The organism is Mycobacterium genavense ATCC 51234 (genome assembly GCF_000526915.1).
GTDB lineage: Bacteria > Actinomycetota > Actinomycetes > Mycobacteriales > Mycobacteriaceae > Mycobacterium > Mycobacterium genavense.
Map to the genome: position 1 here is coordinate 72090 of NZ_JAGZ01000010.1, position 15597 is coordinate 87686.

Annotated in this window: 11 protein-coding genes and 1 pseudogene; 3 read left to right on the forward strand and 9 right to left on the reverse strand. The window is 67.5% G+C overall.

The genetic code is table 11. The features are described from left to right. Positions 1–135 precede the first annotated feature (135 nt). The 8 genes and pseudogenes from culp6 to glf form a co-directional block, all read right to left on the reverse strand. A complete protein-coding gene (culp6, locus tag T428_RS0119490) occupies positions 136–1146 on the reverse strand; it encodes a carboxylesterase Culp6 (RefSeq protein ID WP_025737804.1) in 1011 nt (336 codons plus the stop codon). 130 nt (positions 1147–1276) lie between these two features. Beyond that, positions 1277–2160, reverse strand: a pseudogene (locus T428_RS29570) (alpha/beta hydrolase-fold protein). A 150-nt stretch (positions 2161–2310) separates the two neighbouring features. After that, entirely contained in the window at positions 2311–3345 is a 1035-nt protein-coding gene (gene ag85B / locus T428_RS0119500; protein ID WP_025737805.1) for a diacylglycerol acyltransferase/mycolyltransferase Ag85B, read from the reverse strand. A 327-nt stretch (positions 3346–3672) separates the two neighbouring features. After that, the gene (aftB, locus tag T428_RS0119505) at positions 3673–5676 is read right to left on the reverse strand and encodes a terminal beta-(1->2)-arabinofuranosyltransferase (RefSeq protein WP_036468506.1); all 2004 of its coding nucleotides are present in this window, start codon (positions 5674–5676) and stop codon (positions 3673–3675) included. Beyond that, positions 5663–6574, reverse strand: coding sequence for a decaprenyl-phosphate phosphoribosyltransferase (locus tag T428_RS0119510; RefSeq protein ID WP_025737808.1), 912 nt, complete (start codon positions 6572–6574; stop codon positions 5663–5665). The genes aftB and T428_RS0119510 overlap by 14 nt, the downstream gene beginning before the upstream one ends. An 11-nt stretch (positions 6575–6585) precedes the next feature. Further along, positions 6586–7104, reverse strand: a complete 519-nt coding sequence (locus T428_RS0119515; RefSeq protein ID WP_025737809.1) for a phosphatase PAP2 family protein — start codon at positions 7102–7104, stop codon at positions 6586–6588. Further along, on the reverse strand, positions 7097–8983 hold the full coding sequence (locus T428_RS0119520; protein ID WP_025737810.1) for a glycosyltransferase: 1887 nt from the start codon (positions 8981–8983) through the stop codon (positions 7097–7099). The genes T428_RS0119515 and T428_RS0119520 overlap by 8 nt, the downstream gene beginning before the upstream one ends. Beyond that, entirely contained in the window at positions 8980–10179 is a 1200-nt protein-coding gene (gene glf / locus T428_RS0119525; RefSeq protein WP_025737811.1) for a UDP-galactopyranose mutase, read from the reverse strand. The genes T428_RS0119520 and glf overlap by 4 nt, the downstream gene beginning before the upstream one ends. 208 nt (positions 10180–10387) lie before the next feature. Here glf and T428_RS0119530 point away from each other — a divergent pair, with 208 nt between their 5' ends. From T428_RS0119530 to T428_RS34910, 3 genes are all read left to right on the forward strand, one after another. Then, complete coding sequence (locus T428_RS0119530) at positions 10388–11341, forward strand: hypothetical protein (protein WP_025737812.1); 954 nt, start codon at positions 10388–10390, stop codon at positions 11339–11341. A gap of 134 nt (positions 11342–11475) precedes the next feature. Continuing rightward, the gene (locus tag T428_RS0119535; RefSeq protein WP_025737813.1) at positions 11476–13131 is read left to right on the forward strand and encodes an N-acetylmuramoyl-L-alanine amidase; all 1656 of its coding nucleotides are present in this window, start codon (positions 11476–11478) and stop codon (positions 13129–13131) included. A 42-nt stretch (positions 13132–13173) separates the two neighbouring features. After that, positions 13174–15090: a spermine/spermidine synthase domain-containing protein gene (locus T428_RS34910; RefSeq protein ID WP_025737814.1), complete on the forward strand. Its 1917-nt coding sequence runs from the start codon at positions 13174–13176 to the stop codon at positions 15088–15090. Here the strand turns inward: T428_RS34910 and T428_RS29585 are convergent. Further along, positions 15087–15572 (reverse strand): DUF350 domain-containing protein, encoded by a 486-nt coding sequence (locus T428_RS29585; RefSeq protein WP_342666350.1) that lies wholly within the window; start codon positions 15570–15572, stop codon positions 15087–15089. The two genes, T428_RS34910 and T428_RS29585, sit on opposite strands and share 4 nt — an antisense overlap. Between the last annotated feature and the right edge of the window lie 25 nt (positions 15573–15597).

Genomic DNA, 15597 nt, shown 5'->3' on the forward strand with positions numbered 1-15597 from the left:
ACCGCCAAACTCTGATCGCTCTTAATTTTCTCTTAATGTTAGGCGGCGGCGCGCGGCAGACCAAATCTCAAGGTACCGCCGATTGCCCTCGGTACCGCCCACCTGACCGCTGTGTCCCCTCGCCGGCACTCCGTGTTATCTGTGCTGGGGGTGCGGCGCGTTTTCGATGAGATTACGCGCCCAGTTCAACGTCCAATCCGTGGACGTGGCCCCGTCCAGATTCCAGAACTGCGGGGTGGCGTACATGGCGTGGACGGGTTGGCCCGCCCCGCCGGCCAACGTGTTGAGGGTGTTCGGCAGGTTCGCGATGCTGAACGCCTCGTCCGGGGCGGCGCAGATCAGATCCCCGGCCGCGCAGATCTCGTTGGTTTTGCTGTTGAGGTCGCCGAAGCCGCCGGGCCGGGGGCCGGTCATGGTCAACCCGAGCCCGGACAACATCGGCACCTCGTGCAGGGTGACCTCCGCGCCCTGCCCCGGTGGGTTGGGGCCGACGTCGTTGCCCACGCCCGGCTGGCGGCGACCGTCGGCGATCAGCGTCACGCCCAGCACCAGGTCGTCGTCGACGGGACCGCGGCCGTTGCCGATGTCGCTGGCGATATCACCGGCGATCACCGCTCCCTGCGAGAACCCGATCAGCACGTAACTGGTCAGCGGGCATTTGTTGGTCATGTCGGTCAGCGCTTGAACCGCCGCGCGGGTGCCCTCCGCCCGGCTGTCGTTGTACGACATCTGCTTGACGCCGCCGAGCGGATTGTTGAATTGAGCCGTGTAGGGGACGGTGTAGGTCTGCACCCGCGACGACGGGAACTGCTGGCTGATCGCCAGGGTGCCTTGGTGCAGCAACGCGTTCGGGAACTGCATCGGGTTGAGCGGATCGTCGGTCGGCGATGACTCCCAGGTGCCGGGGATGACCATCATCTGCACGTCGGGGCAGGACGCGTCCTGCGCGGCCGGCCGGGGCTTGTGCGGATGCGTCGTCGTCGAGGACGGCGGCAGGATGCCCGGCGGCACCGCGCTCGGCGGCGCTTCGGTGCTGCGCAGCATCGTCACCACGGCCACGATCACCAACAACACGACACCTGCCATGGAAAGCGCGGCCACCCAGGCCAGGATTCGGCGACGCTTGCGCTGGGCGTTGGTGGTCATGGTCTCCCGCTAGCAGAGTCGAGTGGTCGCAGCTTGTTGCCAGGCAAGCGAGCATCCCGCCCTCTGCTGCTCAATACACGGTACCGGCTCGGCGCGCGGTCGCCGTCCGCCCTGCCGGCGGGCCGCGTGGCTAGCGGATGGCTCCCACGATGTCGCCGGACATGGCGCCCAGCTGGCCCGACCACGAACCCCAGCCGTTGTCGCCGCCCGCCGGGAAGTCGAAGCGGCCGTTGTGCCCGCCGACGCTGCGGTACTGCTGGTAGAACATCCGGCTGTTACCCATCGCCTCGCCGGCCTGCCCGATCATCGCGGCCGCGTCGCCACCCATGTTCGTCGGGCTCCACACCCACACCCAGGTGTTGTTCTGGGCCAGCAGCGCGGCGTGCACGTACGGGTCGTGCCACTTCCACCGGCCCAGCTGCGGGGCGCCCCACATGCCGTTGCCGTCCACGCCGCCGAATTGCTGCAGGCCGGCCAGGATCGCACCGTTCGTGGTGGTGTTCGACGGGTAGAGGAACCCGGACAGCGAGCCGGCGAAGCCGGAAGGCGGCCAGCGCCATCGCGGCCACGCCGCCCTGGGAAGCGCCCACGGCGGCGTGGCCGCCCGGTGCGAGTCCCTTGTTGGCGGCCAGCCAGTCGAGCAGCTCGCTGGACAGGTAAGGTGTCCCACTGCTTGCTGCCGTCCTGCTCCCAGTTGGTGTACATGCTCCAGGCGCCACCGGCGGGGGCGACCACGGAGATGCCCTTGTCGCCCAGCGCGCCCATCGCGTTGCCCGCGGTCACCCAGTTGCTGACGTCGGGGGCGGCGTTGAACGCGTCCAGCAGATACACCGCGTGCGGACCGCCGCCCTGGAAGGCGACCGGGATGTCGCGGCCCATCGCGCCGGACGGCACCATCAGCGTCTCGTACGGCGCCGCTTTGGCCTTGCCCGTGATCTTCGCCGCCACACCGCCGAATGCGAGTGTCAGCGCGGCAACGCAGAGCACCCGCAAAAGCATCCGCACGCCACCCATGTCCGCCCTCCACCGTGTAGTCGCTGTGTTTGCACAGTAACCAGCGCCGGAGTCGGGCCGACCCGCAGGGTAGTGAAACAGGTCACACCTTGCAACGACTAACGGCGGGAACCCGAAGGTTCCCGCCGCCAATCGCGTGCTTAATCGGGTTTAGGTGCCCTGGCTCGGAGCCGGAGCGGCCGTGGCCGGGCCCGCGCCCGGGGTAGCGCCCAGCGTCGACTGCAGGTCGGGCAGCATCGCGTGCAGCTGCGGTCCCCAGTACCGCCAGTCGTGAGTGCCGTTGGCGTCGAAGTTCCACACCGCGTTGTGACCGCCGGCCGCGTTGTAGGCGTCCTGGAACTTCAGGTTGCTGGTCCGCACCAAGCCTTCCAGGAACTTGGCGGGCAGGTTGTCGCCGCCGAGGTCGGACGGCTTGCCGTTACCGCAGTACACCCAGATCCGGGTGTTGTTCGCGACCAGCTTGCCGACCTGCAGCGACGGGTCGTTGCGCTGCCACGCCGGGTCGCTGGACGGGCCCCACATGTCGTTGGACTTGTAGCCACCGGCGTCGCCCATGGCCAGGCCGATCAGCGACGGGCCCATCCCCTGCGACGGGTCCAGCAGCGCCGACAGCGAGCCGGCGTACGGGTACTGCTCGGGGTGGTAGGCGGCCAGGATCAGCGCCGACGAGCCGGCCATCGACAGACCGACGGCGGCGCTGCCGGTCGGCTTAACCTGCTTCTGGGCCGACAGGTACTGCGGCAGCTCGCTGGTCAGGAAGGTCTCCCACTTGTAGGTGGTGCAACCGGCCTTACCGCAGGCCGGGGCGTACCAGTCGGAGTAAAAGCTGGACTGGCCGCCGACCGGCATGACAACCGAGATGCCGGACTGGTTGTACCACTCGAAGGCCGGGGTGTTGATGTCCCAGCCGTTGAAGTCGTCCTGCGCGCGCATGCCGTCAAGGAGGTACAGCGCCGGCGAGTTGGCGCCACCGCTCTGGAACTGAACCTTGATTTCACGGCCCATCGCGGCCGACGGAACCTGCAGGTACTCCACGGGTAAGCCGGGGCGTGAGAACGCCCCCGCGGTCGCCGGGCCCCCCACGACGCCGATCAGACCCGCGAGCAGAGCCGCACCTGCGGCACCCACCACGAGCCGACGTGGCATCCGAGCCACGGCGCCGCGAAACCTGTCAACAAGCGTCATTCTTGCTTCCTCATCCTTTCGGCGCATCCTGCTACCAGGGCGCATCGTTGATTGGGGTCGTACTGGCCTACGCGTAGGCGCAGCAGTGCTCGTGTAGTCAACCACACGAACCCGAACGGGCTCGCATCGAGGACGCTCCGCAAACCCTCGCCGGGCCGTGATTTCCCGGGGTTTTCGCGCCGGTCCCGACACCTGATGGCGGCATTTCCGCATGTGCCGAGCGGTGCGCGCCCACTGGTGACGCAGCAGATGTGAATTTGCTGTACGTATCGCCGGCGGACGGGATTGTGATGGTTTCGCGATGTGTGGCATTTATCTACGCAATATTCACTCGCGGGGCGGCGGCGGGCCGGGTTCGGGCACCGGCAGCCCACACCTGGCGAGTTCGTACAGCGGGACCCGGTCGATCCGGTACGCGGTGAACTCGAAGGAGTGCAAGAAGTTTGAGACGAACCGGTGCGGCGACATCGGGGCGCGCACCGACGCCAGCACCGCCTTGGTTTCCGGACACTGCAGGGCTGCCACCGCCTGGGCAACCCAATTCGCGTCCAGATAGCCCGGGATGCCCGGGTACACCTTCACCCACGGGCCGTCGGCGATCACCCAGTCCGAGAACAGGTTTTTGTCATGCCCGATCCGGCCGTGCGCCAGGCGCTGGGTGTGTTGGGCGAGCGGGTTCGCCAGCCCGATTTGGTCGATCACCCGCACGTCGAGCCCGACGTTCATGCTCAGCATGCCCAGGTTCGTGAAAAACACTGCGTGCTGCGGCTTTTGCGGCGGTTTGCTGTCGGGGGGGCTGCCCGGGGCCGGCGGCGGCTGCTGCGCCTGCGGCACGATGTCCCACTGGATGTAGTTGCCCGACGGCAGCAACAACGCCCCGTCCGGCGTGTTGTCCAACGCCGCCAGCACCGCCGCCATCCTCGGGTAATCGAGGTAATCCGCGACGGTCAGCGGATGCGCGTGGCCGGTCGCCTGGGCGTAGAAGCGCCGCTCGTCGACGATGCCGCTGTAGGTGACGTGGGTGGCCTCGTAACCCATCCCCGAAGAGTTTGCTGCCCACAGCGACCAGGCCGCGATTCCGAGCCACAGCAGGCCGGCCGCACCGGCCAGCCAGTAGCCCGTTTCACGCGAGTAGTCCTGCCCGTCGGGGATTAGCACGGGGATCACGGCGACCGGGGCCAGCAAACAAAAAAGCGGTGGCAGCAGCACCCGCGCGTGCATGAAATCGCCGCCCTGCCGGGTCCAGTAGAGGGCCTGCAGCACCCCGCTCACCAGGACGAAGGCCACCGCCGCCGGCGGGCTCTGCACGGCGCGCGCCACCCGCCCGTAGTTGGGCGCGAGCATCGGGCGCAGAAACGACGGCCGGCGCCGCGCCAGCATCAGCAGCACCCCCAGCGGCACCAGCAGCAGCACCGGCAGCCACACCGCATAGGGCGAGACGAAGTTCGACAGGTAGATCATGCCCTGGGACCACTTGTCACCGGCGGCGTCCTTGGCCAGTGCCGTCCCCGGCACCAGCAGGCCGTAGTAGCCCATCCGGAAGATTTGATACGCCACCGGAAGCAGCCCGCCGGCCACCACGATCAGCACCCGCCGACGCCACGTCCGGGCCGCGATCAGCATCATGATCAGCGCCAGTCCGCCCATCAGCGCGAGCTCGGGACGCACCAACACACTGAACCCCGCAACGAAGGCCAGCAGCCCGAGGAACACGTCGTTGTCGGGCCGGTTGCGCAGCGGCTGCGACCAGCGAACCATCATCCACCACAGCAACCCCAGATAGGCCAGCGTCAGCCCGTTCTCCAGGCCCGAGGTGGCGAAGTCCCGCGCCGGGGGCAGCGCGACGTAGACCAGCGCGCCGGCCGGCAGCATGATCGCCCGCCGTCCCCGCAGGCTGGGGGCATAGAGCCGACCCGCGCCGAGCATCAGCAGCACCACCCCCGACACGGACAGCACCAGCGCCAGCGTCAGCGCCACGTACTCGATGCGCAGCGGCCCGCCGATCCAGCTTCCGAGGTACATCAGGTAGGTCCACGCCGTGGAGGTGTTCGCCTCGACCCGCTCGCCCTGGTTGAACACCGGGCCGTTGCCGGCCAGCAGGTTGCGCACCGTGCGCAGCACGATCAGTCCGTCGTCGGCGATCCAGCGCCGCTGCCATGCTCCCCAACCGAAGAGTCCGGCGATCAGCGCCGCGCACACCCACAGGCTGATCCGAACCACGGGGTCGTACGGGAACGGCGGCCGGACACCCCGACCAACCCTGGCCCGACCGCGCAGCACAGTGCCGTTGAAGCGCTTCAGCGCCTCCACCCCCGGGCTAGCCGAAGGCAACGGCGGCACCTACTGTTGCGATCCACGCCAGGAACAGCAGCTGCAACACCCGGTCCCGCAGCGCAATGTCTTCGGGCTCGCCGGCCAGCCCGCCGTCGATGTCGACCGCATAGCGCAGGATCGCGATCGTGAACGGGACCATCGAGACCGCGAACCAGGAACCCGAGTAGCGGTCCCGCTCGAATGCCCACATCCCGTAGCACAACACCACCGACGTCGCCGACAGCGTCCAGACGAATCGCAGATAGGTGCTGGTGTAGCTCTCCAGCGATTTGCGGATCGCTGCTCCGGTGCGCTCGGCCAGCTGCAGCTCGGCGTAGCGCTTGCCGGCGACCATGAACAGCGACGCGAATGCCGCGGTCAGCAAGAACCATTGGGACAGCGGGATGTCGGTGGCCGCACCGCCGGCGATCGCCCGCAGCAGATACGCCGACGACACGATGCAGATGTCCATCACCGCTTGGTGTTTCAGGCCGAAGCAGTAGGCCAGCTGCATGGCGAGGTAGACGCCCATCACCACCGCGAGATTGGGAGTCAGCCACCAGGAAATCCCGAGCGAGGCCGCACCCAGCACCACGGCCAGCGCATAGGCCAGCCATTCGGGCACCACGCCGGCCGCGATCGGCCGGAACCGCTTGGTGGGGTGCTCTCGGTCGGCGTCCACGTCGCGCACGTCGTTGATCAGGTAGATCGCCGAGGCGGCCAGGCAGAAGACCACGAAGGCCACTCCGACCTTGGTCGCCACCTCGGCGTAGTCGTAGCGGACGCCGCGGCCGGCCGCCGCCACCGGGGCGGCCACCACCAACACGTTCTTCACCCATTGCCGCGGGCGCACGGCCTTGATGACCCCGGTGATCAGGTTCCCCGGGGGTCGCCCGGTCACCACCTCTTCGCTCATTTCGGTCACACCTACCTCGACTTCCTATCGAGCCAGAGTGCAAGGCGCGCGACGGCGGCGCCGAGCGCCACGCCGAAAGCGACGTCGCTGGGATAGTGCACGCCCAGCAGTATCCGCGACAGCGCCATCGGCGGAACCAGCACCACCGGCAGCGGCAGCCCGGTGGCCCGGCCCATCAGCACGGCCGCGGCCGTCGTGGAGGTGGCGTGCGCCGACGGGAAACTCAACTCGCTGGGGGTGCCGACGTTGACCCGCACGGCCGGGTCGTGCGGGCGCCTGCGACGCACCACCCGCTTGATCAGCACGGCGGCCGCGTGCGCGGCGAACATGCCGGCGGCGGCCACCAGCCATTCCCGGCGGCGGCGCTCCCACAACAGGGCGCCCAGCAGTTCGACGATCAGCCAACCGACGCTGTGCTCCCCGAAGTGCGACATGCCGCGCGCGGTCGCCAACACCCCGGGACGGTCGGCCAGGGCCGACTGCACGGCAACCATCGCGGCCACTTCGCCGCGCGGCGCCACTTCAGGCATGGCTTGCTTCCGCAAGCAGCACCGTTTCCCACTTCTGCTTGCTGGACAGCACCGGCAGCGCGCCGCGGTACACCCGGCGCATCTCGTCGAACCGGCTCAACAACTGCCGCTGGCGGCGCAGCGATCCCAGCAGCAAGCGGAACATCTTGCGCCGGTCGCGCTGCCGGTAGACCACGCCGCACCCGTCGGCCGTGGTGACGGTGACACCGTCGACGGTGCACAGCCGGAACCAGCGCGCGTCCTGGGTCGGCACGTTGAACTCCGGACGTTGACGGCTTTCCGGGTCAGCGGTCTTGAGGTTGTGCAAGATCCCGCGAGCCAGCCGGTAGCTGATGGACACCGGGTTCACCGGCGGCTTCATCGCCTTCGTCTTGTGTTGCGGCGCAGGCAATTCGCTCGCCGCGGGCAGCACGACGGCATCCGGGTAGTCCTTGCGCAACCGATGCACTTCCGGCAGCCCGGATTCCAGGATCGAGAAGATGTGCTCCGGACCGGCCAGGAAGTCGTCGATGGCCCTGTTCTGAATCGCTACCGTCGAATATTCAAGGCAGGCAAGGTGTTTCAGCGTTGCTTTGAGATGACTGCGGACCAGGCCGGTGACGTCTCCGTCCCAGTGCAGCGCGGCGACCACCAGCCGGTTGCGCAGGTGGAAGTAGGCCTGCCAGTCGATCGCATCGTCCTTGTCGCTCCACGCCATATGCCAGATCGCGGCGCCGGGCAGCGTGACCGTCGGGTAGCCGTGCTCGCCGGCGCGCAGGCCGTACTCGGCGTCGTCCCACTTGATGAACAGCGGCAGCGGCTGGCCCAGCTCCTCGGCGACCTGGCGCGGGATCATGCACGTCCACCAACCGTTGAAGTCGACGTCGATGCGACGGTGCAGCAGCGCGCTGCGATCGTTTTTGTCGTTCAACGGGAATTGGGCGAAGTCGTGGTCGTATTCGGCGTGCGGCGCGGCGGTCCACATGAAGTTCGACTGGTTGACGACCTCGCCCATGATGTGCAGGTGCGACGGCTCCTGGAAATTGAGCATCTGACCGCCGATCAGCGTCGGCTTCTTGGCGAAGCGGCTCATCGCCAGCACCCGCAGGATGGTGTCCGGCTCGATGCGGATGTCGTCATCCATGAACAAAATCTGTTGGCAGTCAGTGTTTTTCAGTGCCTCGTACATCACCCGGCTGTAACCGCCGGAACCGCCGAGGTTGGGCTGGTCGTGGATGGAGAGCCGATTGCCCAGGCCGGCGGCCGCCATCGGGAAGTCCGGGTGGTCGCGCACCTTCCGGGTGCCTTGGTCCGGGACGATCACCGCACCGATTACCTTGTCCACCAACGGATCTGCGGTGAGATCGACCAATGCGTTGACGCAGTCGGCGGGCCGGTTGAACGTCGGGATACCGACGGCGATGTTGGCCGTGCCCGGGGCGGGCTCGGTTGCGTACCAGCCACCGCTGAGCAGGTTCACGGCGGTGTCGGTGGTGATGTCGAACCAGATCCAGCCGCCGTCTTCGAACGACTTGAGCGGCACCTCGATCTCGACGACGGCCGGCTGCTCGTTGGTGCCGACGAATTGACGGCCCTCCACCGAGATCCGCACGCCGGTGGCCTTGGTCCGGTACAGGTCGACGCGCCCGGTTCCGGTGAGCTCGACGCGCAGCACCACCGAGGTGCAGATCGACCAGCGGCGCCAATAGCTGGCCGGGAAGGCATTGAAGTACGTGGCGAAGGAGACCTCGGACTCCTTGCCGATGTCCAGCGACGTGCGACTGGTGGCGTGCGCCCGCCGGGCGTTGGTGGTCGACTCCTCGAAGTAGAGCTTGCGCACGTCCAGCGGTTCCCCCGGACGCGGCAAGATGATGCGGGACAGCAAGCTCACGGCGGTCATCCGCGCGGGCCTTCCTCTTCGGTCAGCGGCGTTCCGTCGCGCAGATGTGGCGCGAGGGTGTTGTCGTACATGTTCAGTGCGCTGGCAATGGCCATATGCATATCCAGATACTGATAGGTGCCCAGCCGCCCGCCGAAAAGTACTTTCGAAGCAGCGGTCTCGGACTTCGCCCTCCCCCGGTAGGCGGCCAACAGGGCGCGGTCGGCCTCGGTATTAATCGGATAGTAGGGCTCGTCGTCGTCCGCGGCGAACCGGGAGTACTCGCGCATGATCACCGTCTTGTCGGTGGGGTAGTCGCGCTCGACGTGGAAGTGCCGGAACTCGTGGATGCGGGTGTAGGGCACGTCGAGGTCGTTGTAGTTCATCACCGGCGTGCCCTGGAAGTCGCCGACGGGTAACACCTCGAGCTCGAAGTCGAGGGTGCGCCAGCCGAGCCGGCCCTCGGCGTAGTCGAAGTAGCGGTCCAGCGGGCCGGTGTAGACGACCGGGGCAACCGGGGACTCCTGGCGCAGTTGATCGCGAACGTCGAACCAGTCGGTGTTCAACCGGACCTCGATGCGGTCATCGGCGGCCATGTTCTGCAGCCACGCGGTGTACCCGTTGACCGGAAGGCCCTCGTAGGTGTCGTTGAAGTAGCGGTTGTCGAAGGTGTAGCGCACCGGCAGCCGGGTGATGTTGGCCGCGGGCAGCTCCCTCGGATCGGTCTGCCACTGCTTGGCGGTGTAGCCCTTGACGAACGCCTCGTACAGCGGCCGGCCGATCAGCGAGATCGCCTTTTCCTCGAGGTTTTGCGCGTCGGCGGTGTCGATTTCGGCGGCCTGCTCGGCGATCAGCTGCCGGGCCTGATCGGGGGTGAAGTACTTGCCGAAGAATTGCGACACCAGGCCCAGCCCCATCGGGAATTGATAGGCCTGCCCGTTGTGCATCGCGAAGACGCGGTGCTGGTAGTTGGTGAATTCGGTGAACTGCCGCACGTAGTCCCAGACCCGCTTGTTCGAGGTGTGGAACAGGTGAGCGCCGTACTTGTGCACCTCGATGCCGGTCTGCGGCTCGGGTTCGGAATAGGCGTTGCCGCCGATGTGCGGACGCCGCTCGACGACGAGCACACGCTTTCCGAGTTGGCTGGCCACACGTTCGGCGATGGTGAGGCCGAAGAATCCGGACCCGACGACGAGGAGGTCAAAACGAGCGGTCATCGGTTGCCTAGGGTATCGGACCCCGCGGGCGCACCCCAGTTGGCGAGGCTGGTTTGCGCACGTAACGCGCAGGGTCGCAAATACCTCACGATTCCATATCTCCACTCTAGTAACAGGTCTCCCAACTCGTACCATCGAACCTGTGTGGTTCCCCCGGATACGGACCGGCGGGGTCCGCCGACACAACCGATGAATTGAGGAGACTTCCGTGCCGAACCGACGCCGTCGCAAGCTCTCGACAGCCATGAGCGCGGTCGCCGCCCTGGCAGTGGCGAGTCCTTGCGCTTACTTCCTTGTCTACGAATCGACCGCCAGCAACAAGCCGGTCGAGCACCACGAGTTCAAGCAGGCAGCCGTCATGTCCGACCTGCCCGGCGAGCTGGTGGGCGCGCTGACCCAGGGTCTGTCCCAGTTCGGGATCAATTTGCCGCCCGTGCCCGCCCTGGGCGGTACCGGGACCGGGACGACGGGCCTGGGGACTACCGGCCTGACCAGCCCGGGCCTGACCAGTCCTGGCCTCGGCACCACCGGTTTGACCAACCCGGGCCTGACCAGTCCCGGCCTGGGCACTCCCGGCTTGGGCACTCCGGGCTTGACGAGTCCCGGCCTGACGAACCCCGGGTTGACCAGCCCCGGTCTGACGAGCCCGGGCCTGACGCCGGGTGCCGCGCCCGGTGCGCTGACACCCGGTGTGCCGACCACGCCCGGCATGCCGACCACTCCGGGTATGCCGACCATGCCGGGCGCGGGGCTGAACCCCGCACTGGCCAACCCGGGGCTGACCAGCCCGGCCGGTCTCACCCCCGGTGGTCTGGGTGCCCCCGGCGAGGTGCCGATCAGCGCGCCGCTGGAGCCGGGTGTCGACGGCACCTACCCGATCCTGGGTGACCCGTCGACGCTGGGTGGCACCTCGCCGATCGGCGGGGCGGGCAGCGGCAGCAGCGGCGGTGGCGGGCTCGTCAACGACGTGATGCAAGCCGCCAACCAGCTTGGTGCCGGTCAGGCCATCGACCTGCTCAAGGGCCTGGTGATGCCGGCCATCAGGCAGGCTCAGGGCGGTGCCGCCGGTGCCCTGCCCGGTGCCGTCGGCGCCCTGCCGGGCGCGGCCGGTGCTCTCCCGGGTGCGACCGCGGCGCTCCCCCCGGCGCTGCCTCCGGTCTAGAACATTCGGGGGTCCTGTTACCTGACGGCACCGCAGAGTCACCAATCCTCTGCGGTGCCGTCGAACGGGTTTTGGGCCCGCGAAAACTCGTGTCGCCTCATTAATACCACCAGAAACACACGTAACATCGGCTGGTGTCGTCTCGTAACCGTCCGCCGACGATGTTGCTTACCGCCATCGCGGCCACGGTTGTCCTCGTTTCGGCGGTCGCGGACCTGACCCGCGACCACGACGCCCCCGCCACCGCCAATCCGCCTCGCGAAACGAAGCTGACCGAGCAGCCTCTGGTCGGGCTCGGGGGCGGTGTCACGGTTCGCGAAGTCACCCAGCAGACGCCGTTTTCGCTGGTCGCCCTCACCGGCGACCTGGCCGGCACCTCCACCCGGGTGCGGGCTAAACACCCCGACGGGTCGTGGGGGCCCTGGTACCGGACCGAGTACGAGACCGCGGCGCCGGACCGACCGCCGGCCGGCGAATCGGCCGCGGCAGTCGGACCCACCGAGGGACCTCGTAGCACCGATCCGGTGTTCGTCGGGACCACGATGACCGTGCAGATCGCGGTCACCCGCCCGCTCGATGCCGCGGTGACCCTGGGGCCGACTCCCGCGGCACCGGCCGACAATCTGGGCTATCGGCCGGCTTCCAAGGAACATCCGCTCGGGCAGAACATCTCCGCGATCCTGATCTCCTCGCCGCAGGCGCCGGTCAAGACGACGTGGACGCCGCCGTCGGGAGTGCTGATGCCCGGCCAGGCGCCCGCCATCATCAGCCGGGCGGAATGGGGTGCCGACGAGTCGCTGCGGTGCGGTAGTCCGCAGTACGACAACGGGGTTCGCGCGGCCGTCATTCACCACACCGCCGGCAGCAACGACTACTCGCCGCTGGAATCGGCGGGCATCGTCAAAGCGATCTACACCTACCACAGCAAGACGCTGGGATGGTGCGACATCGCCTACAACGCGCTGGTCGACAAGTACGGCCAGGTGTTCGAGGGCAGCGCCGGCGGTCTGACCAAGGCCGTCGAGGGCTTCCACACCGGCGGATTCAACCGCAACACCTGGGGTGTCGCGATGATCGGCAACTTCGACGACGTACCGCCGACACCGCTGCAGCTTCGCGCCGTCGGACGGCTGCTGGGCTGGCGGCTGGGCCTGGACGGCGTCGACCCCAAGGGCACGGTGTCGTTGGAGTCCGCGGGTAGCCACTACACGACGTTTCCAGCCGGCACCGTCGCGGCGCTGCCGACCATCTTCACCCACCGCGACGTCGGCAACACCGACTGCCCGGGCAACGCCGCGTATGCGTTGATGAACGAAATCCGGGATATCGCATCGCATTTCAACGATCCTCCGGAGGAGTTGATCAAGGCGTTGCAGGGCGGCGCCATCTACCAGCACTGGCAGGAACTCGGCGGGATGAACAGCGTGCTGGGCGCGCCCACGTCGCCGGAAGACAACGCCGAAGGCGATGCCCGCTACTCCACCTTCGCCAAGGGTGCAATGTACTGGTCCCCGGTGACCGGGGCACAGCCCGTCACCGGCGCGATCTACGACGCCTGGGCCTCGCAGAGGTACGAGCGCGGCCCGCTGGGCTTGCCGACCAGCGCCGAAATCCAAGAGCCGCTGCAGATCACGCAGAACTTCCAGCACGGGACGCTGAACTACAACCGCCTCACCGGCGACGTCAGCGAGATCCTCGACGGCATCACCACCAAGCTCTCGGGACAGGAACCCAGCGCCCCGGCCGTCCCGCCGGAATACTTCTCCTTGCCTACCCACCCGGACGCCTGACGCCCCCAGCACACCGCCGACAGGCGTACTAGTGTGCGACCTGTGCCCGAGACGCCGTATCTGAGCATCGATCTTCGTCGGGTGCGCAAGAACTTTCGGGCGCTGCGCGCCGCGTTTCCCCAAGCGCAGATTCGCTACGCCGTCAAGGCGAACCCGGCCGAACCGGTGCTGCGAGTGCTGGCCGCGGAGGGCTCGGCCTTCGACGTCGCATCGGTCGGCGAGATCGCCGCATGCGCCTCGGCCGGCGTCGACGGGGACCTGATGACGTTCGGGAATACCGTCAAGAAGCCCGCCGATATCGCCCCGGCGTACGCGCGCGGGGTTCGGCGGTTCGCGTTCGACACCAGCCAGGGTATGACGGCCATCGCCGAGCACGCCCCGGGTGCGGCCGTGGAATGCCGCATCGCAGCGGAGTTTCTCTCCTCGGTGACGCCGTTCGGGCACAAGTTCGGCTGCGCCCCGGAGTCCGCCGCGGAGTTGCTGAAACGTGCTCAGCGGCTGGGGCTGCGCGCCGAAGGTGTGTGCTTTCACGTCGGCTCCCAGCAACTCGACCCCGCGGCGTGGGAGTTGGGAATACGTTGTGCCGCAGCGATTTTCGACGAGCTCGGCGATCTGAGCACGCTCAACGTCGGCGGCGGATTCCCGTTGGCTTACGCCGGCGCCGCACCGGATCTCGACGTCATCGCCGCGGCCGTCGAGTCGGCGCTGGGCAGCCATTTCGGGGTAAGCCCGCCCCAGTTGGTCGTCGAACCCGGGCGGGCGATCGCGGGGTCGGCGGGCACGATCAGCTGCGAGGTGGTGGCGGTGCGCACCGGAACCGACGCCCGGCGCTGGGTGTACCTCGACATCGGTCCCTACGGCGGTCTTGCCGAGACCGAGAACGAGTACATCCGCTACCGGCTGCTCACCGACCGCGACGGCGACCCCGTCGACGATGCGGTCGTCGCGGGCCCGACGTGCGACGGCGACGACGTACTCTACCAAAGCTATACGCTTCCGGTCAGCCTGAGTCCCGGCGACCGGGTCCAGATCCCCGACACCGGCGCATACACCGCGAGCTACGCATCGGTGAACGTCAACGGATTTTGCGCATTACCAACCTATTTCGACAGTGCCGCAGATAACCGCTGGGAGATCGCCGAACCGCTGGCGCCGGGGCTGACCCGGATCTGGGATGTGTCCGAGGTCATCTGCGACGTCGACACCGAATTCCAGAACCTGGTGATCGGGCGCACCCAGCAAGGTATCTCGTTGTTCAGCGACGGCGAACGCCAAAGTACCGAATTCAGCCAGCACGTCTATCACGAGGCGTTGCTGGTACCGGCGCTGCTGCTGGCCGGCGAGGTCAAGCGAGTGCTCGTCATCGGCTCGGGCGAGGGCGTGGTCAGCCAGCAGGCGGTATCGGCCGGGGCCACCCAGGTCGATCACGTCGACATCGACCGCGAGGCCGTCCGGTTGTGCGCACAGCACCTTCCCTACGGCTACACCGAAGACGAGCTACGCAGGGCGGAAATGGGATCCGGGCCGATAACCATGCACTACCGCGACGGCTGGGAGTTCGTCGATCGCTGCGCCACCCCGTACGACGTCGTGGTGATCGATCTGCCCGACGAGCGCACCGAGGCCGTGCAGCACAACCGGCTCTACCACGCCGACTTCCTGCGGCGCTGCCGAGACGTCGGGCGTGTCGTCGTCGCTCAGGCCGGCTGTCCCACGCTGTGGCGCAACGAATCACTGCGCTCGTCGTGGCAGAGATTTCGCGAAACCTTCTCCACCGTCGTCTATTTCGGCAGCGACGAACACGAATGGGCGTTTCTTTCCGGGCTCGCCGAAGCGTGCGAGGACCCCGTCGCACGGATGGCGGCACAACTGCCGGCGCTGCCCTACCGACCCCTGACCATCGACGCGGACACGCTGATCGCTTCCACCGTGCCGCCGAAAAGCTTGCGGGCCGTCTAGATCCGCCTTCCCGTCAGAGAATCGCGACGGCGACCACGATGCCGAGCACGACCTGAGCGGCGGCCACCATCAGCACCTCGTAGTTGAAATCGTCGGAGTTGAACAACGTCCATGTCGATGCCGATCACCACGGCCGCGATGCGCATCATCACCACCTGGGTGACGATGCCCACCAGCCCGAACACCGCCGAGCCGACCAGGCCCTCGGCCAGCTTTCCCGACGACGAGTAGATCGCCAGCACCACGATCAGCGCCATGCTCACCATGCCCGCGGCGGAGACGATGATCGCATTCGGCTTTCCGACGTTGACCATGCTGCGCAGCGGCCCGGGCGTGGTGAGGTCGATGGCGTAGAACCCGACCAGCATCAGCACCAGGCCGACGATCGCGTAGAGAATGATGGCGGCCGCGCCCCGGCCGAGCACCGCCCAATAGCCGTGGTCCCAGTAGCCCGAATTCAGCGCCACGACGTTTCTTGTCATCGATGATCAACTCCGTTCACTTGCT

Excerpts from the sequence above, each read along its gene's own strand:
- T428_RS0119520 (WP_025737810.1), bottom strand. The coding sequence starts at position 8,983 with ATGACCGCCGTGAGCTTGCTGTCCCGCATCATCTTGCCGCGTCCGGGG.
- culp6 (WP_025737804.1), bottom strand. The coding sequence starts at position 1,146 with ATGACCACCAACGCCCAGCGCAAGCGTCGCCGAATCCTGGCCTGGGTG.
- ag85B (WP_025737805.1), bottom strand. The coding sequence starts at position 3,345 with ATGACGCTTGTTGACAGGTTTCGCGGCGCCGTGGCTCGGATGCCACGT.
- glf (WP_025737811.1), bottom strand. The coding sequence starts at position 10,179 with ATGACCGCTCGTTTTGACCTCCTCGTCGTCGGGTCCGGATTCTTCGGC.
- T428_RS0119510 (WP_025737808.1), bottom strand. The coding sequence starts at position 6,574 with ATGAGCGAAGAGGTGGTGACCGGGCGACCCCCGGGGAACCTGATCACC.
- T428_RS29585 (WP_342666350.1), bottom strand. The coding sequence starts at position 15,572 with ATGACAAGAAACGTCGTGGCGCTGAATTCGGGCTACTGGGACCACGGC.
- T428_RS0119515 (WP_025737809.1), bottom strand. The coding sequence starts at position 7,104 with ATGCCTGAAGTGGCGCCGCGCGGCGAAGTGGCCGCGATGGTTGCCGTG.